Here is a 23,713-nt window from a genome sequence, read left to right on the forward strand (position 1 = left end):
GCCTCAGTCTAGTGGAGAAATTAAGCAGGGACGGATTGATTTTTATAAAGAAAGGCATTTTATTCTTGAAGCCAAGCAAGGGAGTATAAAATCTGGTGGTAGCACACCCAAGCGAGGTACGCGAGCCTATGATCAATATATGCAAAAGGCGTTTATTCAAGCCACTGCTTATGCACTTCATTTACCAGTAAAGCCGCCTTTCTTGTTAACTTGTGATATTGGTTCACATTGGGAATTATGGATGGGATTTAGTGCCAATTATGGCGGTTATGGTGCAAGACAAATTATTAAGCTAGATGATTTATTAAAAGTAGATATTTTTGAGCTATTTATTGATATTTTCAATGATCCTCAAAAGCGTAACCCAGAGAAAATTAGGGCAAAGGTAACGCGAGAGGTAGCCAATGATTTAGCTAAATTAGCCAACTGGTTAGAAAAGCAGCAATATGACCCTCACAAAGTTGCTAATTTTTTGATGCGTTGTATTTTCACAATGTTTGCTGAAGATGTACAATTTCTCAAAGGGGAAGTTTTTACTAAAGCATTAAAAGAAAGATGGATATCCAATCCAAAAAGCTTTAAGTCACAGATTGAAACTTTATGGCAGACAATGGATACAGGGGGAACTTTTGGTTTTGATGCTATTTTGAAATTTAATGGTAGTTTATTTGCTGATACGGAAGCATTTGATTTACCAAAAGAGCAATTGAAAATGTTACTGCAAGCAGCCCAAAGAGATTGGAGTCAGGTAGAACCGGCAATTTTTGGCACTTTGTTAGAAAGGGCTTTAGATTCTCATGAACGCAGTAAATTAGGCGCACATTATACGCCGCGTTCTTATGTGGAAAGGTTAGTTCGTCCTGTAGTAATAGAACCATTGCGCCAAGATTGGTTAGAAACAGAAATTTTAGTTAACCAATTATTGAAAGTTGAAGGTGATCAACTTGAACCAACAGCAACTCAGCAAAAGAAAGCAGTAGAATTAATTAAAGAATTTTTGCAGAAACTGAGAGCTATTAAAATTCTTGACCCTGCTTGTGGTTCGGGTAATTTTTTGTATGTAACTCTAGATTTATTAAAAACTTTAGAATCAGAAGTTATACGACGGATAACTGATATTACTGGACAATATCAAATCAATATTTTAGAGCAAGTTAATGTTTCACAATTTTTAGGAATTGAGGTAAATCCTAGGGCGGCTAGTATTGCAGAACTTGTTATTTGGATTGGTTATTTACAATGGTACTTTAAGCAATTTGGTAATACTTCGCCACCAGAACCAGTTTTACAGAAGTTTAATAATATTGAATTTCGAGATGCGGTGTTGGCTTGGGATGGTAGAGAACCTGCAATTGATTCTACCAGTCAACAACCGCGAACCCGTTGGGGTGGAAGCACAATAAAGCATCCTGTTACTGGTGAAGATGTACCAGATTCTACCGACCAAATACCAATTTATAGCTATATAAAACCCCGTCCGGCTGTATGGACTGAGGCTGATTATATTGTTTCAAATCCGCCATTTATTGGGAATGCGAGGATGAGGGAATTATTAGGTGATGGTTATACTGAAACGCTACGTCAAGTATATCAAGATGTGCCGGATACTGTTGATTATGTTATGTATTGGTGGCATAAAGCAGCAGATTTGGTCAGGAAAGGTAAAGTTAAGCGATTTGGATTTATTACAACTAATAGTATTAGTCAGGTTTGGCAACGACGAGTTATTCACTTCCATCAGAACCAAAAGAATCCAATTAAGTTAAGTTTTGCTATTCCGGATCATCCTTGGGTTGATGGAGGTGCAGCAGTAACAGTTGCTATGACAGGTGCAGTATTGGATGATTCAAAGAAAACTGGAAATATCCCTCAAATGGGTATAGTTGTCGCTAAAGGCGAAGGAGAAACACCGGAAGAATCAGCCGATAGAGTAGAAGTACAATATCACAGTGTAGGCTATATTTTTAGCAATCTGAAATCAGGTGTTGATATAGCTAATACAATTCCTTTACAAGCCAATAAAGAATTATCTACAAAAGGAATGATGTTATCAGGTCAAGGTTTTATCCTGGATACTGTTGAATTAAAAATACTAAACTATAATATTAATAATTTACCTGATGTAATAAAAATATATAGAAATGGACGTGATTTAATTTCATTAGAAAAGGAGAGGTTTATCATTGACTTATTTGGGTTAACCAAAGAACAGGTAATTTATAGATATCCCACTATTTATCAATGGATTTTACAAAGAGTTAAACCTGAAAGAGATTCAAATAATAGAAAAACATATAGGGATTATTGGTGGATATTTTCAGAACCAAGGGCTAAGATACGTCCAGCTATATTTAATTTAAATAGATATATTGCTACTCCCAGAACCACAAAACATAGGTTTTTTACGTTTCTAAACAGTAATATTATATCTGAAAGTGAGATTATAATGATTGCTTTGAGTGATGCTTACTTTCTAGGTATTTTATCTAGTAAAATACACGTAATATGGGCATTAGAAGCGGGAGGCGATTTGGGAGGTAATACTCCAAGATATAATAATTCTGTTTGCTTTAATCCCTTCCCCTTCCCTGACGCTACAACAGAACAAAAAGAAAAAATCCGGGACTTAGGGGAAAAATTAGACGCACACCGCAAACAAGTACAAGCACAACATCCCGATGTCACAATTACCGGAATGTATAACCTCTTAGAAAAATTACGTGCTAAACAAACCTTCACCGATGCCGATAGAAAATATAATGATAAAGCCTTAGTCTCCATTCTCAAACAAATTCACGATGAACTAGACGCGGCTGTATTTGCAGCTTATGGATGGTCAAACAATATCAGTAATGATGAAATTTTAGAAGGATTAGTTAACCTCAATGCTGAACGCGCAGCAGAAGAACGTAACGGTTTAATTCGTTGGCTACGTCCAGAATATCAAGCACCCAATGAAGTTACAACTCAGGTAACAATTGCAGGTATCACCGCAACTGAAGAAACCACAATTACACCCATAGAACAGAAAGCATTTCCCAAAAAATCGAAAGAACAACTTGCAGCCATTCGGGATTTATTACGCACCAGTGGCGGTGAATGGACTGTAGAACAAGTAATGAAACAGTTTAAAGTCACCCAGCGACAAAAGAAAGTCATTGCTGACCATTTAGAAAGTTTAGAATGGTTCAATATTCTAGTTAGTTCAAATGACAATGGTGTAACACGCTGGCAATACAATGAAACTAAAGGAACTGAAAATATAAACAGCTAAAGTTATACTTTCTGGTGATAATCAAATGGTGATTATGCCTAAAAATTTTATAGTCAAGGTGATGAAGTTTATATTAAATAGGAAAATTAAGCATAATGAACACTAAACTTGTTGAATCAATATTGCAACTAATTTTGTCTTTACCAACAGACGAACGTTTGTGGTTAGAAGAAAAATTATTTAGCAATATTCCGTATCCTTCTAGCAACAAGTTAATGAATTTAGCAGAAAGTGGGCATTCATTTAATTTTCTCTATGACGAACCAGATATCTATACTCTTGAGGATGGAGAACGGATCTAGTGAAACTGATTAAAGGAGACTTAGTTCTACTACACCTTTCACTGACTTAAGCCAAACAAAATTACGCCCTGCGCAAAAACTCTCTCAAACCCTTATTTCTCTGTGTTCTCTGCGTCTCTGTGGTATGCGCTACGCGCACGCTACGCGAACGTTATTCCGTAATTTGTGCGTAAGTCCTATTAATTTGAGAGCGATCAGCTACGCTACTCCATCGCACTCGAACACCTATGATATAAAAAAATCCCCCTCTAATGGCAATAAAGGGGGATGATGCAAAATGGTCAGAGGAAATTGAAAACTTTATCCGAATTTACCGGCTGTTGAGGCTATGAGGAATGCTGCATAGGTCAACACATAGCCAACAGTGAAGTGTGCTAGACCAACTAACCAACCTTGGACGATAGATAAAGCTACAGGTTTATCTTTCCAACGTACTAAGTTAGCTAACGGTGTGCGTTCGTGCGCCCAAACCAGGGTTTCAATTAATTCTTGCCAGTAACCACGCCAGCTAATTAAGAACATGAAACCGGTTGCCCAAACGAGGTGTCCAAAGAGGAACATCCACGCCCACACAGAGAGGTTATTTGTACCGTAGGGGTTATAGCCGTTAATTAACTGTGCAGAGTTAGCCCAGAGATAATCACGAAACCAACCCATGAGGTATGTTGAGCTTTCGTTAAATTGGGCTACATTACCTTGCCAAACGCCTAAATGCTTCCAATGCCAATAAAATGTCACCCAACCCAAAAGGTTCAGCATCCAGAAAAAGGCGAGGAAAAAGGTTTGTTGCCAAGAGGAGCTTTGACAACTACCGCCACGACCAGGGCCATCACAAGGGAAGTTAAAGCCAAAGTCTTTTTTATCAGGGAACAGCTTACTACCACGGGCATCTAATGCACCCTTCACACAAATTAGTGTAGTGGTATGTAGACCGAGAGCGATCGCATGGTGAACTAAGAAATCACCAGGGCCAATGGTCAAGAACAGGGAATTAGTCCCCGCGTTAATTGCATCTAACCACCCTGGTAGCCAGACGTTGGCGTGGTTGGGATAGGCTGTAAACGCAATACTATCTGGATTAGATAACAGGGCATCCATGCCATACAGCAGTTTACCGTGAGCAGATTGGATAAATTGAGCAAACACTGGCTCAATCAAAATCTGCTTCTCCGGTGTCCCAAAGGCAACTACTACATCGTTGTGAACGTATAACCCCAGGGTATGGAAACCCAGGAATAAAGACACCCAACTTAAGTGAGAGATAATCGCTTCTTTGTGCTGGAGGACGCGATCGAGTACGTTACCTTTGTTTTGTTCGGGGTCGTAGTCTCTCACCCAGAATATCCCCGCGTGGGCAAATGCCCCAATCATCAAGAACCCAGCAATATATTGATGATGGGTATATAACGCTGCTTGGGTAGTGTAGTCCTTAGCCATGAAGGCGTAAGGCGGCAGGGAGTACATATGTTGCGCTACCAAGGAAGCGGCTGTTCCCAAAGCTGCCAGGTGAATACTCAACTGGAAGTGCAGGGAGTTATTGTAGGTGTCATAAAGCCCTTGGTGGGGCAGGTTAAACTGACCTTCGGTGCGGATACCAAAGAAATTTTTAGCGTTTAGCATTTCTTTGATACTGTGACCGATACCGAAGTTAGTGCGGTACATATGACCGGCGATAATAAAAATAACTGCGATCGCTAAATGGTGATGCGCCATATCAGTCAACCACAGAGATTCTGTCTGGGGATGGAAACCACCCAAAAAAGTCAAAATCGCCGTTCCCGAACCTTGAGAAGTCCCAAAGATATGTCCGGCTGTATCCGCATTTTGGGCATAGACACCCCAATTCCCACTCCAAAATGGTGCTAACCCTGCTGGGTGAGGTAAGGTGGTCAGGAAATTATTCCAACCAACATGAACCCCGCGAGATTCAGGAATCGCCACGTGAACCAAGTGACCAGCCCAAGCCAAAGAACTGACACCAAATAAACCGGCTAAGTGATGATTTAAACGAGGTTCAGCACTCTTGAACCAAGTCAAACTAGGACGGAAGTTGGGCTGTAAATGCAACCAACCAGCAAACAGAAATACTGCTGCTAATAATAAGAGGAACACCGAACCAATGTACAAATCATTGTTAGTTCGCATTCCAATGGTGTACCACCAATGATAGACACCAGAGTAAGCAATGTTAACTGGGTAGTTAGCCCCACCTTGACTAAAAGCTTCTACGGCTGGTTTACCGAAATGAGGATCCCAAATCGCATGGGCGATGGGACGAATATGTAGGGGATCTCTAATCCACTGTTCAAAGTTGCCTTGCCAAGCTACGTGAAACAATAAGCTAGAAGCCCAGAGGAAAATGATCGCTACATGACCGAAATGAGTAGCGAAGATTTTTTGATATAAATTTTCCTCTGTCATCCCATCATGGCTCTCAAAGTCGTTACCTTGAGCCATTGCGTACCAGATGCGCCGCGTAGTTGGATCTTGAGCAAGATCCTGGCTAAATTTAGGATATTTTACTGCCATGTATTTTGATCACATCCTTTTTTGCTCAACTAGTTTGCTATTGCTAATCAGCTAGCAATTCTTGACGTTTTTCATAGCAAAACTGGTGTTTATAGAGATAAATCAGGCGGATTTTAGGACATTACATTTGTAGATAACGGGATGGATTCGTCTCTATAGGAGTAATAAACAAATTAACTACTACTACTTCCATCTCACCAGAGGAAGAGATTAGGATGAATCTCTTTTTTAGTTTGTTAAGCAATTAACAGCCGAAATAATTTTTGAGCATCGCTTACTTTACCGTAGGATACGGTGGTTTATTTTAAATAAACCATTCTAATTGCAAATTTAGCTCTAATTTTCAAGGATTGATAATGCCGTAGTAAATAGCAGCAACAAACAAAATGGCTAAAAATCCCAAGATAAAACTACTACGCAACAATAGAGTAAATCCGTCCTTTGTAGGGGAAAATATTGGCTCATTTGGAATACTTTGCTGATTCATATCGTTGCTTGGCATATTCCGGCGCAACACTAATTTTGTAGCATTTACACTAGATTTATCTTTTGATTGCATAGACTGTAGTCACGTTGTTCAAGTTAGGATATTGCTATTTATTTAAAAAATATTTGCTGGCTACATCATTCTTGAGAATTACTTTTCAACCTATCTGTAAATCCATTCATTAGAGAGAGGTTGAAATTGCTCAAAGTGATTAAAGTGCTAAATAAAAGGGTTAACCAAAAGTAATTTACTGATGTTTAAATTTCTCAACCAAGTTAGTGATTATGTCCAAACCTCATTTGAATCTGGGCGATATATAGGACAAGGACTATCAGTAACATTCGACCATATGAACCGCCGTCCTATTACTGTGCAGTATCCTTATGAGAAACTGATCCCCTCCGAACGTTTCCGGGGAAGAATTCACTTTGAATTTGATAAATGTATCTCTTGTGAGGTTTGCGTGCGGGTATGTCCGATTAACCTACCTGTAGTAGATTGGGAATTTGACCAAGCCACCAAAAAGAAAAAACTCAACCATTACAGCATTGATTTTGGGGTCTGTATTTTCTGCGGTAACTGTGTGGAATACTGCCCGACTAACTGTATATCATTTACTGAAGAATACGACCTTTGTACATACGATCGCCACGAATTAAATATGGATAATGTGGCTATGGGGAGATTACCTTACAAAGTTACTAATGACCCAATGGTGACACCACTTAGAGAGTTAGTTTACTTACCAAAAGGAGTATTAAATCCTCACGGCGTTCCTGATGATGCTCATCGACCAGGGTTATTACCATCTGAAATTTTAGAGCAAAATTTAGAAAATAATAATCATTAAGAAAATGAAATTATTAAAGACAAATGTTGCTAGTCTGATAGGAATTGTCGGATTAAGTACAGCGATCGCAGTTGTTAGTTATTCCCACTTACCAGCCACTGCTAAAATAATCACCCAAAATCCTCCTGAGACTATTAAAGAGCAAACCCAAATTACTCAACTTGATAGAGTATATATGACAGAAGCGGTTCAAGCAGGCATGGCAGAAATCGCAATGGCAAACTTGGCATTACAAAAGTCTCAGGATGATAAAGTTAAACAATATGCCCAGCAGATGATCAAAGACTATACACCTGTAAATCAAGAATTAATGCAGTTGGCTACCCAAAAAGCCATTACTCCACCAACGGATATGGGTATTAAATATCAAGCTTTAATCACGCAACTATCAAAATTATCTGACGCAAATTTTGATCAGGCATACGTTAATGAAGCTGGTATCAATAGAAACATGGAAGGATTGATCCTCAACAGTCGTCTGTTACAACTGGGTCAAGATACTGATTTGAAAGCCTTTGCTGCCAAAAGTATACCTCTGATAGAAGCGCATTTGCAATTGGTTGATCAACTGTTCGCAGCACCGACTCAGCAATAAAAGAGAGCGCAGGGGCGCAGGGGGAGAGCTTTGAAACGCTAGTTATTGCAACTGAAATTCATCAAATTTGACCACTTCCGAATCTGGCTTGCGGGTATCAAAACGATAGCTGCTAATTGTACCCGTTGCTGTTTCAAAGATACTAAAAACTGTAATATCATTGCTGGCAAGATAAGGCATAGGTTTACTATCTTCACCCACCAAAGGATTAATTGTAGGTAACACAGGTTCTAAGCCGTTGGGGTCGCCGATCGCAGTATAATCTTCCTGATAACCAAATGGCACTTCTCGCTTTTTCTCACCCCAAGCTGCACCATAAGAGTTACCAACATTAGATGTTTCTAAAAAGTGCATTCCCCTAGAACTAACAAAGCGATTCCATAAATGGGAATGACCATAAAAAACTAGTTGTACTTGAGCAGCTTCTAGTAAAGGGATGACATCACGAATTATATAATCTGATTGCTTAGGATACTCATAACGCACAGCTTTAATTTTGCCTTCAGTGTCTCGTTCAATAATTTGTAAAGGTTCAGTGTAGGGGGGTACGATGTTATCACCCAAAGTATGGGGCGGGTGATGAAACATGACAATTTTGTATTTGGCTTGTTGAAAGTCTGGGCTATTGAGTTCTTTTTCTAGCCAATTATATTGCTGACTACCTTTATTAATTGGTTCATAAATTATCTGCCCATAACCCCAATTTTCCGGCTGATTCAAATCTGTTGCTGCTTCCTTATATCTACCTTTATAGGAGGCATCTAAATTAGGAGTCCGCCACATATTAGTAATGTACAACACTACCAAGCGGACATCTCCAAAAGTAACTGCATAATATTTTTTACCACCCTCTTGACTTTGAGGTAAAGTCAAAATCTCTTCGTAGGTAAATGTATTAAATGAGTTATCGATTAAAGATTTACCACTATATAACCTTTGGGCAACATCACGGGGAATCGTATCATTAAATTCACCATCTAAGCTGTCAGTTCTGGCTAATCTGCCCATGACTTCATGATTGCCAATGCAAGTATACATGGGTGCGTGTTGAATGATTTGCCCACCTTTGTAGGTTGTCTTCACGCCGTTGTGTTCCATTTCATAACTAGCGCGACCTTGCAACCCAGGAAAAAACCCATTCCCCCGATTATCATCAAACCATTCTGAGGCGCGGTCAGGGACATTCACTAAATCACCAGCGAACCAGACTGCATCTACTTGTCCGACAGTTTCCACAACCTTTTGCAGATTTGCTGGGGTCATGGGTTTGAGTTGGTGGTCTGAGGTGAGGAGAATTTTTAGCGGTGTGTTTGGTTGGGGGGTGGGTGCAAGGGTAAATACATCGCTGCTGATACTTTGACCGTCTTCTCTGATACTGGTGACACGATAGTTAACCCGCACCCCAGGAGTTAACCCAGTCACCTTAGCTTCATGTCGCCAGATATTGCGCTTGACTGGTTGTTGATAAACTTGTCCGTTTTGGGTTTGCTTGGCGACTCGTGAGTTTTGGTCTTCCCGTGTGCGGCTAAGTTTTGTGGTGCTGGCTAGGGTAGTTTGCTGTAAATTCTCGCCATAGGTGACTTGATGTTGTTTACCAGTAAACTCAGTAAACCACACTACTCTGACTGAATTTTCCGTTGGTAGTTGCAAAAATGGGTCGGTCAGCAGTTGCGGTTGTGAGGTCATAGTTGTTTGCCCAAATGAACGCACACTAATCAGGGTAAGGCATAGAAAAAACAAAATTACAGGGGTTAGCAGTTTCATTTTTAGCCTCGCTGCTGCGATCGCTCTTAGTATACAGGTGACAGGTGACAGGGAGGAGGGAAGGGGAGTGTTGCTGTTATTTTTGGCTAGTGCGTAATTGGGTTGGTTGGAGGGTTATTTTTTGATACATACTTCCTCATAACGCTGACCAGCAATCTGCCAAGTAAATTCTGTTTCTACCAGTTGTCTGCCGTTGTGAGATAATTCTGCCCGTAGTTGTGGATGCTCGAACAGTTGCTTAATGGCATCAATGTATTCTGCGGTTTGATTGGCTCTTAATGCTGCCAAAGGTATATTATCACCATCTACAGCCAGTCCTTCTAAACCGCGATCGCTGGCTACGACCGGCACACCTGCGGCCATGGCTTCTAAGGTTTTATTTTTAATGCCAAAACCCGTCCGCATGGGGACAACGCAGACAGTTGCTTTGTGGAGGTAATCTACCATTGAAGGTACACGTCCAGTCACGGTAATTCCTGGTTGAGTTTGCAGTGCTAAAACTTCCTGTGTAGGTCGAGAACCAACAATATCGAAAGTAGTATCAGGATAATATTTTTGAATTTCTGGCAATACTTGATTAGCAAAGAAGCAGACAGCATCCATATTTGCCAGATTATCCATTGCACCGATAAATACTAATTTATGTCCATGTGGGTCAGTAGTGCGGTAGGGAAAGGTTACGAAGTCTACACCATTAGGAATGACTGCAATGTGACTTTTTGAGTTAAATTCCTGCAATTGGATTTTATCTTCTTCTGTCGTGACTACAATCGCGGAAAACTTAGAGCAATATTTCTGTTCATAACGGCGTAACAGAGGCAAATTAATTTTATCTCGCAGCACATTTTCCGAAACACCGCTTGTTAGCTGATTGAGACAAGTACCGTAGACAGAACTATGAACATTCACTATAGTTTTGAGATGTTTTTGGAAATGCGATCGCACGTAAATTTCATTGACGCTGTGTTCGCAGGTCATCACATCATATTTTCCCTCCTCTACAACCCTATCAATCCACGCCTGCATCTCGCTGGAGTAGCGGGTAAGCACACTTGGTGGTGTCCCCTGTAGCCAGAATTGACTCAATCGCTGTATTTTCTTGACTATTCCCCCATTTGTGCTACTCTCTGGCGGACGCTCAAAAACAACTAAGTGATCTACGCAATCCTCTAAGCCGGCGATTTCTGCGTCTGTAACATCGCGATCGCGTTGAGTTACTAAAGTAATAGTATGATTTTGACTGAGATATTTCAGTAAATTAAACGTCCTCACCTGTGTTCCCCCCCGTGTAGGTGGATAGGGAAAGGTGGCAGATAGCATTAAGATATTCATACAACTAAATCAAATAATGATACCTATAACATGACCTGATCAACGCATGGATGTCATTTATGTTTATCGGTTTTTGTGAAGTTTTATTAAATTTAAGCTACGAAAAGCCTGCTAATCATAGCATTTCCTAGCCTGCTAAAGTACAGCTTTAAAGCTAATAACCTTGTTTAACAAGATTTGGGCGTACCTCAGTTGCTTAGAAGAAGCTATATAACGCGATGTGCAACTTATTTTTGAAACCCCTCTCCATAGCTTGCTTCTCTTACGTTCCCTGCAAGGCTATCCATTACCCAAAACTTTCTTAAAATGACGGAAAAGTAGATAAGGAAAGGGTTGTAGAAAATGGGATGGTTATGTAGGTTGACAAAACACAAGAATAATGGGGGGAAGGAAAAATCAGAGAAGAGCGATGGCGGTTGACGTTTCGAGTGCTGATGGCGATCGCTTAACCGCCCAGCGTAGGCTATCACCTGCTCTAAAAAGAACCTATAATCATTCCAGCTAGTAAAATAAAACCAATCCAAACGTTCTGACGGAACATTTGCCCATAAACAGGATTAGGTAATTCTGGTTTCCTTAATTGGAGAAACTGCCAAAACCAGCCAATAGTCCCAATCGTTAAACTAATCCAAAAAGCTAATTTTAGGTGAATAGCAACACCTAGCCACCCTAATAAAGCGATCGCACCCGCAAAGAATATACCAATGGCTACAGGTGCGTAATCTCCGAAAAACAAGGCACTGGAATTAACACCAATGCGGCGATCATCTTCGCGATCGCTCATGGCGTAAACTGTATCAAATCCCAATGTCCACAACAAAGTAGCCCCCCACAATAACCAAGTGGGTTGAGAAATATTCTGTGTAACTGCACTCCAGCTAATTAACACCGCAAATCCCCAGGCGATTGATAATACCAATTGCGGTACAGGGAAAACTCGCTTCGCACCAGGATACAACAGAATCACCGGGACAGCCGCCACAGATAACCAAAAACTTAAGGGGTTGAGATAAAACGCCAGCACCGCCGCACAAGCTAAGGCGACAATCCCCACCCCAATCCCCACTTTTACAGATAACGCACGGGAAGCGAGGGGGCGATCGCGGGTTCTTTCCACCTCTGGATCAATATCCCTGTCCCACAAATCATTTACCACACACCCAGCCGCACTAGTGGCAAGAGTACCCAAGATAATCACCCCCACCAATGCTAAAGGCGGCTTACCAGCAGCAGCCAAAAATACTGCCCAAAGTGCAGGAATCATCAAAATCAAACGTCCTTCGGGTTTATGCCACCGCAAAAGCAGGATAATCGTCAGCCAGACTGGTTCTTGGTTACGTTCTAACATAGGGTTGGGGATTGGGGACTGGAAATTATCATAGAATATCTTTTTTTGATATGGCAGTCGGAATATTGCTGCTAATGGGATGAAAAGTGCTGAGTTACGTTAGCGGTAGCGGGGCGTTGAGCCGGTGCTGAGTGAAAAGACCGCCCACAATTGGGCGTGGCTTTTACCGTAGTGCAGAGTTACTCAGCACTCAGCACTCACCACTCAGCACTGAGTTGGTAACTTTGTCAATTAACTTCCTCGGTTGTCGCACCCAACTGGAGAGCATAGAGATTGGCATAAACACCTTGCTGGTCAACCAGTTGTGCATGAGTACCCCGTTCGACAATTTGGCCTTGCTGAATTACTAACACCTGATCAGCTTGGGTGACGGTGCTGAGGCGGTGAGCAATGACAAAACTAGTACGACCTTGCAATAAACGAGCGATCGCATCTTGTACGAGTGCTTCTGTACGGGTATCTATGCTACTGGTTGCTTCATCCAAAATCAAGATGCGGGGATTGATTAACACGGCACGCGCAATACTGATTAGTTGTCTTTGTCCTTGGCTTAGAGGCGCACCTCTTTCACCCAACTTAGTTGTGTAACCCTGTGGGAGAGAGGTAATAAACTCATGCACATTCGCCATTTGTGCCGCCGCTTCAATCTCGGATTGAGTAGCATAAGGCGCACCAAAGGCAATATTTTCCGCTACAGTCCCACTAAATAAAATATTATCTTGCAAGACAATGCCTATCTGACGGCGTAGACTCGCTTGGGTAACACTACGCACATCAATGCCATCAATTTTTACTCCACCATCAGACACATCATAAAAACGCAATATCAGGTTAATAATTGTCGTTTTGCCTGAGCCAGTATGCCCTACTAATGCCACCATCTGTCCTGGATAAGCGTGTAAATTTACACCTTTAAGAACTAATTGTTCTGGGCTATAACCAAACTTGACATTCTCAAATATCACCTCACCTTGAATAGCAGGCATTTTGGTAGCATTAGGTGCGTCTTGGAGTTGCGATGGTTCATCCAACAGCAGAAAAATTCGCTCTAGTCCGGCAAAGGCTGACTGAGCTTGGGTGTAAAACTGACTAAGGATTTGGATGGGGCGGAAAAACTGCTGCACATAAAGTAAAAAGGATGTCACCACACCGACTGTCGCGCCTCCTGTGACAGCGAGATAGCCACCGTATGCTAGTACACCTGCTGTAGCTAGAGTATTAAGAAAGTCAATCGACGGTAAAAAGGCCGAAGTAATTGCTACTGCTTCCACGTTGGCATCACGATTAGCCGCATTGAGCAGGTCAAATTCTGCAATGTTGAGATGTACACGATTAAATGCTTGTGCTTCTCGCACACTGCCAATATCTTCTTCTAACTTGGCAGAAAGTTTTCCAATTGTTTGTCGTGTAACGCGAAATTTAGTCCTCGCCCACCGAGCAAACAAGCTAGTAGTAAAAATCATCAATGGTACAACTAAGTTGCTTAACAGGCCGAGTTGTAGGTTGATTGAGAGCATCGCAATCACAATGCCAACCAAACTAAAAGTATTGCCTAGCATTTGAGCAACGGTTTGTCCAAAAGCTTGATTGACAGTATTCACATCATTGAGCAGCCGACTCATTAAGTCGCCAGCTTCACTGCGGTCAAAAAAGCTGAGTGGTAGACTCTGGATTTTCAGAAAAATATCTTGTCTCAGTTGCGCCAGCAATCGCTGCATAATCCAACCGACACGAATAATTTGACCCCGGATTGCCCAGATACCAAATCCGTAGATTAAAGCTAGTAGACCTAATAGCCGCAGCAACCCCTGCAAATTCCCCTTGGTTATCAGGTTATCAACTGACCAACCTAGTAAGAATGGCCCCAAAGCCTGGGTAGAAGCACCGATTAATACTAATGTCAGTGCTATGGGAATTTCTTTTTGAAAGGGGCGCAAGTATCGTAAGAAACGCCGGATGGTTGAGAGTTGTGGCGTTTCCTTCTGTTCGGATGCAATCATTGGGACTTTACCTCTCATCAGAATTTTGGATTTTAGATTTTGGATGAAAAGACTTAAATCAGAATTTGTTTCTAACTTTTCGCTGTCTTCTTAACTTGAGATTCTAAAATCGCACCGTAGAGTGGGCTGGTTTGCATTAATTCATCATGAGTGCCTTGGGCTACCAATCGTCCTTTATCTATGAGAAAAATGCGATCAGCATTCTTAACGGTACTAATGCGTTGAGCCACAACAAAAGTTACACAAGCTTTTTGGCGCATCATGTCGTCTAATGCGGCTTGAATTTCGGCAGCAGTTTTGGCATCTACAGCCGAGGTACTGTCATCCAAAATCAGAATACTATAATCGGTGAGTAAAGTCCGAGCGATCGCAATCCGTTGTTTTTGTCCTCCAGATAAACCAACGCCGCGTTCACCAACGATTGTCTCGTAACCATCCGGCAGATCGGTAATAAAATCATGGATTTGGGCAGTTTTGGCTACCTCAATTATTTCTTCTAATGCTGCCTTGGGTTTGGCGTAGGCGATATTCTCACGCAGAGTACCAGAAAATAATGTAGTTTCCTGAAATACAATACCAATGTGTGTTCTCAAACTTTTGAGTGTAAAATCACGCACATCCCGCCCATCAATACGAATCGCTCCCTTGGTGACATCATAAAAGCGAGGAATCAAGTTCATGATTGTACTTTTGCCAGAACCAGTCATCCCTAAAACAGCAATTAGCTCTTTAGGCTTAGTTTCAAAAGATACATTCTTCAGGATTTCGGTAGTCGCGCCAGGATAGCGAAAGGAGACATTTTCAAATGTGATTCTGCCGCCACAGGTATCAAAGGCGATCGCATCGGGGCGATCGCGAATATCGATTGTGGCATCTACCACCTCGTAGATGCGTGCAGCAGAAGCACCAGCTTGGGCGATCGCTGGTGCAGCAAAGCCTATCAGCAAAATTGGTTGGAAAATCAATACTAGATAGGAGTTAAACGCCACTAGTTCGCCAATGGAAAAGCTGTCCCTCATGACTTGCGCTCCTCCGTAGCCAAACACCGCCAGCGTCACCAAATTACTCAGCAAAAAGATAAACGGAAATGTACTCCTGATGGCGCGAATTGTCTTCATGTTAGCCGTGACTAACTCATCATTGAGGCTCGTATAACGAGACTTTTCCGCCGACTCCCGCACGAAGGCTTTTACTACCCTGATGCCAATTAGATTTTCTTGCAATACAGCATTTAGATCACTAAGTTTTTCTTGTACCTGTCGAAATATTTGGTCGTTACGGGTAACGAATCGCCCCATCAACCACGCAGATAACGGCACTACTGTCAGAGAAATCAGTGCTAGTTCCCAATTCATCACCAGCAAAAGTACCGCAATAGCCACTAATGTCACGACTCCACCGATGACTTGAATCAAACTAGTACCAATAAAGGTGCGGATTTGTTCAATATCACTGGTGACGCGGGTTAATAGTTGCGAAGTCTGTGACTGGTCATGATAGCTAAAACTGAGATTTTGAATCTTGCTGAAAATCTTGTTGCGTAGGTCATAGGCAACGCCTTGAGAAGCTGATTCTGCTAAATAACTTTGACCAAAATTAAATACACCGCGAGCGATCGCTGCTGCTACCATCCACGCCGCACTGTATATAACTATCTCTAAATCTTGCTTGACAATGCCCTGATCTATTCCCCAGCGAAATAATTGGGGAGTAACCGCATTTGTAACTGTCAAGAGCAGTAGACTGATCAAAGCTCCCAGCGAAATCCATCCGTAATTCCTCAAACTCCCTAGCACACGCCAGATTGCTTGCATTGACGAATTTTCCTGGTGTTCTGCCGGTGCAACCACTGGAATTTCTCCCTGATGTGTTTTAAAACTTAATCTCTCATACAAGAGTATGAATCAATTCAAAATAAATAAGAGGATATTATTTTTTGTAGGAAGGGGTGATGACCTACGTCGGGCGAATTTCTCAGAGGCTTTCATACTCCCGTTATATTTCTAGCAAAAACACAATCTTTCGCCGCAACTTTCAAGACGCTGCAATTGTCATTAAGATAGTAATTAGCAGGGTGAAAATACTTAAATTGGGTAGACTCGATACGGTCAACCTGAGTATAAGTACGTTGCAACCAATATCAGTGCCAACTACCCCGACACGCTATTTTTTCCCATCCTTCCTTAAATAGAGAGAGAAAACTAGATGCTGAATTTAGTTTCGGCTGACTGTTTGAGTGTTAATACTCAATCAGTTCAGCAGCAACAACGGATTATTGCGGCCATTGATATGGGGACAAATTCCCTGCACATGGTGATAGTCAGGATTGACCCGACTTTACCAGCTTTTAGCATTATTGGTAAAGAAAAAGAAACTGTACGCCTGGGCGATCGCGATATTGCTACTGGGGAGTTAAAACCAGAGATCATGGCAAAAGCGATCGCTGCTTTAGAACGCTTCCAAAAAGTCGCTAAAACTGCTAATGCGGAAACCATCATCGCTGTCGCCACTAGTGCGGTGCGGGAAGCTCCCAACGGTAAAGATTTTTTACACAAAGTAGAATCAGAGTTGGGTTTATGCGTTGACTTGATTTCTGGTCAAGAAGAAGCGCGACGCATCTATTTAGGTGTGCTGTCGGGGATGGAGTTCCATAACCAAGCTCACATCATTATTGATATTGGCGGAGGTTCTACAGAAATCATTTTGGGCGACAGTCACGAACCACGTACTCTCACTAGCACTAAAGTCGGTGCAGTGCGCCTGACTACTGAGTTAATCAGTTCTGACCCCATCTTAGATGTTGAGTTTCAGTACCTACAAGCCTACACGCGGGGGATGTTGGAACGTTCTGTAGATGAAGTCTTAGCCAATCTCCAGTTTGGCGAATTTCCCAAATTGATTGGTACTTCTGGCACGATTGAAACCATCGCCGCGATTCATGCGCGGGAAAAGTTGGGTACTATCCCTTCTACCCTAAATGGCTATAAATTCAGCCTCCCAGACTTGCAAGAATGGGTAAATCGCTTGCAGAAAATGACTAATGCCGAAATAGCAGCCATACCCGGTATGCCAGAGAAACGATCTGAAGTCATTTTAGCCGGGGCGGTGGTTTTACAAGAAGCAATGATGCTTTTGGGTGTAGATTCTATCTCAACCTGTGGGCGAGCCTTGCGGGAAGGTGTAATTGTTGACTGGATGTTAAGCCACGGCTTAATTGAAGATAGACTGCGCTTTCAAAGTTCAGTTCGTGAGCGTAGCGTGTTGAAGCAGGCGAGTAAGTACCAGGTCAATTTAGCATATAGCGATCGCGTGGCAGCTTTTGCTTTAAGTTTATTTGACCAAACCCAAGGAGAACTCCATCATTGGGGAACAAATGAACGACAATTACTTTGGGCGGCGGCAATTTTACACAATTGCGGTCATCATATTAGTCATTCGTCGCACCATAAACACTCTTACTATCTCATTCGGAATAGTGAATTGCTCGGCTACAACGAAACCGAGATCGAAATTATTGCCAATTTAGCCCGTTATCACCGCAAATCACCACCCAAAAAGAGACACGAAAATTACCGTAATTTGTTGAGTAAAGAGCATCGCCAAATCGTCAGTCAATTAAGTGCGCTGTTAAGATTAGCCGTGGCATTAGATAGACGACAAATCGGTGCGATCGCTCAAATCAAATGTGATTATTATCGCCAACTACAGCAGTTCAATTTGCTAATTTATCCAGCCAAGCCAGATGATGACTGTGCGTTAGAACTCTGGAGTTTAGACCTTAAAAAAGGAGTATTTGAAGCAGAATTCGGCGTGAAATTAGTAGCTCATTTAGAAAAATCTGCGATTCCTCATTTCTCCTAAATAGTAGGGTGCGTTACTTCGTTAACGCACCTATTCATTAATTTTGATAGCTGTCGAGAATATCCTGATTGAATCTCAGAAAAATTTACCCTTCTGATCTCTGCCTTTCTTCGGTCAGACGTCACCCTTGACGAGACAATGCAATTGCATTACTTTGATAATAGAGTTTAACCAACAGGTTGAGAAGTAGCTATGGCTATAAAACTAGCCCCATGTTCAGAATCTACCCTTACTGATCGTTATCAGACAACAATTCCTGATCCGATTCGCAAAGCTCTTGGCTTGAATAAGCGTGATAAAATCTGCTACACCATCCAACCCGACGGTCAGGTAGTGATTTCTCGTGTTGATCAAACACAAAGTGATCCAATAATTGGGAAGTTTATACATTTTCTGGCAGAAGATATTGAGAAAAATCCACAGCACTTAAAGGCAATTAGCACTGATCTAGTAAGTCATATTCAGTCCTTAGTTGCTGAAGTTGATTTTGATCTTGATGCACCACTTGTAGATGAGGATGAATAGATTTGTCCTTAAATCAGCCGCTAGTAATTAATGGGTGGAATATATTTGCTCATGCTCTTTTCCTGAACCAGGTTGAAGAACTTTTGATGCAAGTTGAATATTTACGGGAAAAATATCCTCAAGACTACAAAAAGAAAAATGCCGCGAAGCGTCTAGGGGCGATCGCACGATTGGCATTTGATGTTATTCCTCAAGATCCAACCCGTAGTGATTACCGTCAAGGAACTACTCTTGGTGATGATTACAAGCACTGGTTTAGAGCAAAATTTTTTCAGCAGTACCGCCTATTTTTTCGATATCATCAGGAAAGTAAAATTATTGTGTTTGCTTGGGTTAACGATGAGAACTCTAAGCGAGCATATAACAGTAATACAGATGCTTATCAAGTTTTTCAGAAAATGCTTGATAGTGGTCATCCTCCCAATGATTGGGATGATTTGCTCAAAGAGGCAAAGCAGGAAATTCATCGGTTACAAAATGTCATCAATGCAGAAAAACAAGACGAAATTCCGCCATTCCCTAATCCATAAGTATTATTTCCTTCACAAAAAGACACAATTGGGTAGAATTGGTTAAAGAAATCTCTGCATCTGTAAACCAAAGGCATCAGCAAACCCATGCAACTGAAACTCAGTGCATCTAAACTACCCTTCGCACCTCTACTACTCATCGCACCCTTTTTCCTCTGGGGAACGGCGATGGTAGCGATGAAAGGAGTCATTCCCCACACCACCCCCTTATTTATGGCGGGGTTGCGGTTGCTACCGGCGGGAGTGTTAATTTTAATTGTCGCCGCACTTATGGGTAGACCCCAGCCTACAGGTTGGAAAGCATGGCTGTGGATTGGTTTATTTGGCGTAGTTGATGGCACTTTATTTCAAGGATTTTTAGCCGAAGGATTACTTAGAACCAGTGCCGGGTTAGGTTCAGTGATGATTGATTCCCAACCTTTGGCAGTGGCGTTGCTGTCGTTGTGGCTATTTCAAGAACGTATTGGTTTATGGGGATGCCTAGGGTTAAGCTTGGGAGTCATGGGTATTAGTTTAATTGGCTTACCCGATGAGTGGATTTTCAGCATATTTGGGACTGCTTCAGAGGTCACAATCGGCAACTGGCAAAACCTTTTTGCTAGTGGTGAATGGCTGATGCTGTTAGCCGCTTTGTCTATGGCTGTCGGAACAGTCTTAATTAGATATGTGACCAAGTATACTGACCCAGTGACAGCTACAGGATGGCATATGATTTTGGGCGGCTTGCCATTATGGAGCGTTTCATCGGTTGTAGAATCTCAGCAATGGCAAAGTCTTGTGACTTCTGATTGGTTGGCTTTGGGTTATGCTACCGTGTTCGGTAGTGCGATCGCCTACGCTTTATTTTTCTACTTTGCCTCTAGTGGTAGCCTTACCAGTCTGAGTTCTCTAACTTTTCTCACTCCAGTCTTTGCTCTCCTATTCGGTCATCTCTTACTCTCAGAAGTTCTCAGTACATTGCAGTGGGTAGGAGTATTTCTCACTTTAGTCAGCATCTACCTCATCAATCAGCGTGATAACTTGGCAGGGCAAAATAAACATCTGGCGGTGGGAGAAACAGCTAATAAACAGCAAACACAACTTGCAGAAGCATCTACAAAGCAGCTGAATCCTGTAACGGTATCCGTCAGAAAATCTGAATCAGAAACGCTGTCCTAATTCCATTTTGGATGATGTTTGCCTAGCTTCTCATATCCCTACGGGTGCTACCAGTCCTGTTGGTAACAACTACCATACTTCAATTAACAGTAGCCCCAAGCTTCATTTGATGATTTTATCTCAACCTGATTGTGGTATAAACGATTTATTGTTAAAACAGAAAAAAAATAGACAGAAAAAAAATAGAAATCAATAATTAGTTAAGGTAATATAATTTACATAATTTCTACAAAAAATCAAGCTTTATTTGCCATATAAAAGTTAACATTTAGGCAGATTCTATCACTTCCCTAGCACTTTCATGCTGCAATTTTGAACTTAATATGAGGCTATACCGCTCCTCAATTTTAATCATCACCTATTTTTCTTGCCTGGGTTTTTACTTAAATCGCGCCAGCGCAACCACAACTAACCTAGTACCTAAAGTCTGGTATCTGGCACAAGTCAGTTCCGCTAGACCAACTAAGCCAGTTGTTCTCACACCAGGTAGTCAAGGATTAGATGTGCAGAACCTGCAAACTCAATTAACGGAGTTAGGGTACTATGATGACCTGATAGATGGAAAATATGGTCAAAGTACGAAAAATGCTGTAGTTCAATTCCAGACAGCCAAGGGTTTAAAAAGGGTGGATGGTTTTGCAGACCTGACAACCCAAAAGACTCTGCAAGCAGCATTTGCAGGCCGGAAAACGCAACTAGCCATCTCTCCTGTGACTGAGATTGCCAATTCAACCATCCCATCCACTACCAAACCCCAGTCCGACCAGAGAGATTTCATTTGGTGGTTAATATTGGGTTTAGGAACTTTAGGCAGTATTGGGGCTATCCTGTTTTTATTAAGATGGTATGAGCAAAACAACGAAGAAAAATTACCTCAAAAACTAGGGATAAGATTTTTAAGTCCAGCTAAAGAAGATAAAGTTCCACTAGCTTTAGAAGAAGTGGCAAAGACACCCGTTAATCAAGAAAATACGGCTCAATTCACAAATTCACCCACAGCTAGCGCATCAATTTCTACAACAGCAATGCCTGTAGAAACAACTTCTCGTATCACCAAACTCAGCATTGTTGATGAACTGATTAGAGATTTACGTAGTACAGACCCCAGCAAGCGACACAAAGCCATTTGGGATTTAGGTCAGCAGGGTGATTCACGAGCAATTCAACCATTGGTCAACCTGTTGATTGATGCCGATTCTCAACAACGCAGTTTAATTTTGGCTTCTTTGTCAGAAATTAACATCCGCACACTCAAACCCATCAACCGGGCTTTAGCCGTCTCCATGCAGGATGACAGTCCAAAAGTACGGCAAAATGCCATCCGTGACTTGACCCGTGTTTATGACATGATGGGACAAATGAGCCAAATGTTAAATCATGCCCTGGATGACCCCGATTCTGAAGTCCAGGCTACAGCTAGGTATGCTCTGACTCAAATGAATAGAATGCGAAATGTATCTAATAGTCAGATTTCACCGGGAGATAGTCAAGATGGACAGGTGATAGGTGATAGGTGACAGGTGACAGGTGACAGGTGACAGGTGACAGGTGACAGGGGATTAGGAAGACAAGGGAGAAGTTTCCTAATGCCCCATGCCGAATTTCCTACAGATTAGTTTCAATCAATTGGCGATACTCGCTTTTTTGTTTGACACCTTTCACTTCCTTTAATAGTTCTTTATTCTTGAAGACTTGAATTGTCGGTGTTCCTGTGACGCCAGCGTTTTCGGCAATGTCGCGGTCTTTGTCAATGTCAATTTCTACAAAGTGGATTTTACTTGCAAATTCATCCACTACTTTATTTAAAATTGGCTTGAGGGTGTGACAAGGGCCACAACCAGGGGCGATGTATTTGACAACGACTAGGCGATCGCTTTCGTGGAATAATTTCCTTAGAGCATAACCCCCCTCATGGCGAGTTGCAGCCAAATCAAATTCCGCCGCTTGTTCCGCTTCCGTTTTTTGCTGTGCTGGTTGAGATTCTAGCTCATTATTAATAGTCTGCTGTTGATGGAACTCGTGAATCAAAGCATTCGCAGACAACCAACGTTCCGCCAACAACGCCGCCGCACAGCCACTACCAGCCGCCGTAATTGCTTGGCGATATTCATGGTCTTGCACGTCACCAGCCGCAAATACACCCTCTACACTGGTTTCTGGTGAACCATGTTTAGTGATAATGTAACCCACCTCGTCTAGTTCCAATTGCCCCTGAAATAAAGCAGTATTAGGCGTGTGACCAATGGCGTAGAATAAACCCTTCGCTGGCAGTTTGGTTTCTTCCCCAGTTTTATGATTGTGAACTGTTATTCCTTCCATGTGACTGCTACCAAATATATCTACAGCCTCAGTGTTCCAATGCACTTGGATTTTAGGATTACTCAACACTCGGTCTTGCATGGCTTTAGAAGCCCGCATTTTATCAGACCGTACTAACAAATTCACTTTCGAGCCGTACTTAGTTAAATAAATAGACTCCTCCGCCGCCGAGTCACCAGCACCAACCACAGCTAATTCTGCACCGTGGAAAATCGGTGTTGCACCATCGCAAATTGCACAAGCAGAAATTCCCCGACTCCAGAATTGATGTTCACTGGGTAAACCCAAACGTTTAGCTGTCGCACCAGTGGCAATAATTATAGTGTGCGCCTGGACTTCCCTTTCTTCAGAACGGATAGTAAAAGGACGCTGACTCAAATCAACTGAAATCACATCCTCAGTATATAATTCAGCCCCCCAACGCTCCGCCTGCGCCTTCATTCTATCCATGAGTTCCGGCCCTGTTATCCCTTGGGGAAATCCTGGAAAATTCTCGACTTCCGTTGTCGTCATCAGTTGACCACCAGGTAAACCCCCAACTTGGAAACCTTCAAATACCACAGGTTTTAAATTAGCTCGTCCAGCATAAATAGCCGCAGTGTAACCTGCTGGCCCAGAACCGATAATTACTAAGTTCTCTACAGTCTGATTAGTCATAATAATTATCTGAACTCATAACGACTACGTTTAATATAGCATAGCATACTGCGATTGCCTACGGTGGGGCGTAGCCCATCGCCAAAGCTGTGTAGTAGGCGTTGTCTCGTAGAGATGGCGTTTTGCCCACCGTAGGCGATCGCCTCAAAAATTTGCTTTGTTGAGGAATCCGGCATGGCGGG

18 protein-coding genes are annotated in these 23,713 nt (G+C 42.0%); 9 read left to right on the top strand and 9 right to left on the bottom strand.

The features are described 5' to 3' along the window. Positions 1 to 3,274: class I SAM-dependent DNA methyltransferase (locus VB693_RS19685; RefSeq protein WP_323267724.1), on the top strand; the 3,274-nt coding region annotated here is incomplete at its 5' end. Between the two features lie 95 nt (positions 3,275 to 3,369). After that, positions 3,370 to 3,576 (top strand): hypothetical protein, encoded by a 207-nt coding sequence (locus tag VB693_RS19690; protein WP_323267725.1) that lies wholly within the window; start codon positions 3,370 to 3,372, stop codon positions 3,574 to 3,576. A gap of 300 nt (positions 3,577 to 3,876) precedes the next feature. On the opposite strand, the gene psaB is transcribed toward VB693_RS19690, so the two are convergent. Together psaB and VB693_RS19700 are read right to left on the bottom strand one after the other, a co-directional pair. After that, a complete protein-coding gene (gene psaB, locus VB693_RS19695; protein ID WP_323267726.1) occupies positions 3,877 to 6,105 on the bottom strand; it encodes a photosystem I core protein PsaB in 2,229 nt (742 codons plus the stop codon). 343 nt (positions 6,106 to 6,448) lie between these two features. Then, complete coding sequence (locus tag VB693_RS19700) at positions 6,449 to 6,664, bottom strand: hypothetical protein (RefSeq protein ID WP_323267727.1); 216 nt, start codon at positions 6,662 to 6,664, stop codon at positions 6,449 to 6,451. 181 nt (positions 6,665 to 6,845) lie between these two features. On the opposite strand from VB693_RS19700, the gene ndhI reads away from it, so the two are divergent. Both ndhI and VB693_RS19710 read left to right on the top strand, forming a co-directional pair. Then, positions 6,846 to 7,442 (top strand): NAD(P)H-quinone oxidoreductase subunit I, encoded by a 597-nt coding sequence (gene ndhI / locus VB693_RS19705; protein ID WP_323267728.1) that lies wholly within the window; start codon positions 6,846 to 6,848, stop codon positions 7,440 to 7,442. Positions 7,443 to 7,446: 4 nt separating this feature from the next. Next, on the top strand, positions 7,447 to 8,037 hold the full coding sequence (locus VB693_RS19710; protein WP_323267729.1) for a DUF4142 domain-containing protein: 591 nt from the start codon (positions 7,447 to 7,449) through the stop codon (positions 8,035 to 8,037). A gap of 42 nt (positions 8,038 to 8,079) precedes the next feature. Here VB693_RS19710 and VB693_RS19715 read toward each other — a convergent pair whose 3' ends face one another. From VB693_RS19715 to VB693_RS19735, 5 genes are all read right to left on the bottom strand, one after another. Next, the gene (locus VB693_RS19715) at positions 8,080 to 9,723 is read right to left on the bottom strand and encodes a metallophosphoesterase family protein (protein WP_323267730.1); all 1,644 of its coding nucleotides are present in this window, start codon (positions 9,721 to 9,723) and stop codon (positions 8,080 to 8,082) included. 192 nt (positions 9,724 to 9,915) lie between these two features. Continuing rightward, on the bottom strand, positions 9,916 to 11,133 hold the full coding sequence (locus VB693_RS19720) for a glycosyltransferase family 4 protein (RefSeq protein WP_323267731.1): 1,218 nt from the start codon (positions 11,131 to 11,133) through the stop codon (positions 9,916 to 9,918). Between the two features lie 475 nt (positions 11,134 to 11,608). Continuing rightward, on the bottom strand, positions 11,609 to 12,481 hold the full coding sequence (locus VB693_RS19725; RefSeq protein ID WP_323267732.1) for a 4-hydroxybenzoate solanesyltransferase: 873 nt from the start codon (positions 12,479 to 12,481) through the stop codon (positions 11,609 to 11,611). A gap of 227 nt (positions 12,482 to 12,708) precedes the next feature. Next, positions 12,709 to 14,499, bottom strand: a complete 1,791-nt coding sequence (locus VB693_RS19730; protein ID WP_323267733.1) for an ABC transporter ATP-binding protein — start codon at positions 14,497 to 14,499, stop codon at positions 12,709 to 12,711. A 53-nt stretch (positions 14,500 to 14,552) separates the two neighbouring features. Next, on the bottom strand, positions 14,553 to 16,295 hold the full coding sequence (locus VB693_RS19735; protein ID WP_323267734.1) for an ABC transporter ATP-binding protein: 1,743 nt from the start codon (positions 16,293 to 16,295) through the stop codon (positions 14,553 to 14,555). Positions 16,296 to 16,686: 391 nt separating this feature from the next. On the opposite strand from VB693_RS19735, the gene VB693_RS19740 reads away from it, so the two are divergent. From VB693_RS19740 to VB693_RS19760, 5 genes are all read left to right on the top strand, one after another. Continuing rightward, positions 16,687 to 18,342: a Ppx/GppA phosphatase family protein gene (locus VB693_RS19740; protein WP_323267735.1), complete on the top strand. Its 1,656-nt coding sequence runs from the start codon at positions 16,687 to 16,689 to the stop codon at positions 18,340 to 18,342. A 192-nt stretch (positions 18,343 to 18,534) separates the two neighbouring features. Further along, complete coding sequence (locus tag VB693_RS19745) at positions 18,535 to 18,867, top strand: type II toxin-antitoxin system PrlF family antitoxin (RefSeq protein ID WP_323267736.1); 333 nt, start codon at positions 18,535 to 18,537, stop codon at positions 18,865 to 18,867. A gap of 2 nt (positions 18,868 to 18,869) precedes the next feature. Then, positions 18,870 to 19,397 (top strand): type II toxin-antitoxin system YhaV family toxin, encoded by a 528-nt coding sequence (locus VB693_RS19750; protein WP_323267737.1) that lies wholly within the window; start codon positions 18,870 to 18,872, stop codon positions 19,395 to 19,397. An 87-nt stretch (positions 19,398 to 19,484) separates the two neighbouring features. Beyond that, positions 19,485 to 20,555, top strand: a complete 1,071-nt coding sequence (locus VB693_RS19755) for a DMT family transporter (RefSeq protein WP_323267738.1) — start codon at positions 19,485 to 19,487, stop codon at positions 20,553 to 20,555. A gap of 323 nt (positions 20,556 to 20,878) precedes the next feature. Then, on the top strand, positions 20,879 to 22,072 hold the full coding sequence (locus tag VB693_RS19760) for a peptidoglycan-binding protein (protein ID WP_323267739.1): 1,194 nt from the start codon (positions 20,879 to 20,881) through the stop codon (positions 22,070 to 22,072). 88 nt (positions 22,073 to 22,160) lie between these two features. On the opposite strand, the gene trxB is transcribed toward VB693_RS19760, so the two are convergent. Together trxB and VB693_RS19770 are read right to left on the bottom strand one after the other, a co-directional pair. Then, the gene (gene trxB, locus VB693_RS19765) at positions 22,161 to 23,531 is read right to left on the bottom strand and encodes a thioredoxin-disulfide reductase (RefSeq protein WP_323267740.1); all 1,371 of its coding nucleotides are present in this window, start codon (positions 23,529 to 23,531) and stop codon (positions 22,161 to 22,163) included. Between the two features lie 5 nt (positions 23,532 to 23,536). Then, entirely contained in the window at positions 23,537 to 23,707 is a 171-nt protein-coding gene (locus tag VB693_RS19770; protein WP_323267741.1) for a hypothetical protein, read from the bottom strand. Between the last annotated feature and the right edge of the window lie 6 nt (positions 23,708 to 23,713).

Source organism: Anabaena sp. UHCC 0399 (assembly GCF_034931465.1).
GTDB classification, from domain to species: domain Bacteria; phylum Cyanobacteriota; class Cyanobacteriia; order Cyanobacteriales; family Nostocaceae; genus Trichormus; species Trichormus minutissimus.

Excerpts from the sequence above, each read along its gene's own strand:
- VB693_RS19690 (WP_323267725.1), top strand. The coding sequence starts at position 3,370 with ATGAACACTAAACTTGTTGAATCAATATTGCAACTAATTTTGTCTTTA.
- psaB (WP_323267726.1), bottom strand. The coding sequence starts at position 6,105 with ATGGCAGTAAAATATCCTAAATTTAGCCAGGATCTTGCTCAAGATCCA.
- VB693_RS19700 (WP_323267727.1), bottom strand. The coding sequence starts at position 6,664 with ATGCAATCAAAAGATAAATCTAGTGTAAATGCTACAAAATTAGTGTTG.
- ndhI (WP_323267728.1), top strand. The coding sequence starts at position 6,846 with ATGTTTAAATTTCTCAACCAAGTTAGTGATTATGTCCAAACCTCATTT.
- VB693_RS19710 (WP_323267729.1), top strand. The coding sequence starts at position 7,447 with ATGAAATTATTAAAGACAAATGTTGCTAGTCTGATAGGAATTGTCGGA.
- VB693_RS19715 (WP_323267730.1), bottom strand. The coding sequence starts at position 9,723 with ATGACCTCACAACCGCAACTGCTGACCGACCCATTTTTGCAACTACCA.
- VB693_RS19720 (WP_323267731.1), bottom strand. The coding sequence starts at position 11,133 with ATGAATATCTTAATGCTATCTGCCACCTTTCCCTATCCACCTACACGG.
- VB693_RS19725 (WP_323267732.1), bottom strand. The coding sequence starts at position 12,481 with ATGTTAGAACGTAACCAAGAACCAGTCTGGCTGACGATTATCCTGCTT.
- VB693_RS19730 (WP_323267733.1), bottom strand. The coding sequence starts at position 14,499 with ATGAGAGGTAAAGTCCCAATGATTGCATCCGAACAGAAGGAAACGCCA.
- VB693_RS19735 (WP_323267734.1), bottom strand. The coding sequence starts at position 16,295 with ATGCAAGCAATCTGGCGTGTGCTAGGGAGTTTGAGGAATTACGGATGG.
- VB693_RS19740 (WP_323267735.1), top strand. The coding sequence starts at position 16,687 with ATGCTGAATTTAGTTTCGGCTGACTGTTTGAGTGTTAATACTCAATCA.
- VB693_RS19745 (WP_323267736.1), top strand. The coding sequence starts at position 18,535 with ATGGCTATAAAACTAGCCCCATGTTCAGAATCTACCCTTACTGATCGT.
- VB693_RS19755 (WP_323267738.1), top strand. The coding sequence starts at position 19,485 with ATGCAACTGAAACTCAGTGCATCTAAACTACCCTTCGCACCTCTACTA.
- VB693_RS19760 (WP_323267739.1), top strand. The coding sequence starts at position 20,879 with ATGAGGCTATACCGCTCCTCAATTTTAATCATCACCTATTTTTCTTGC.
- trxB (WP_323267740.1), bottom strand. The coding sequence starts at position 23,531 with ATGACTAATCAGACTGTAGAGAACTTAGTAATTATCGGTTCTGGGCCA.
- VB693_RS19770 (WP_323267741.1), bottom strand. The coding sequence starts at position 23,707 with ATGCCGGATTCCTCAACAAAGCAAATTTTTGAGGCGATCGCCTACGGT.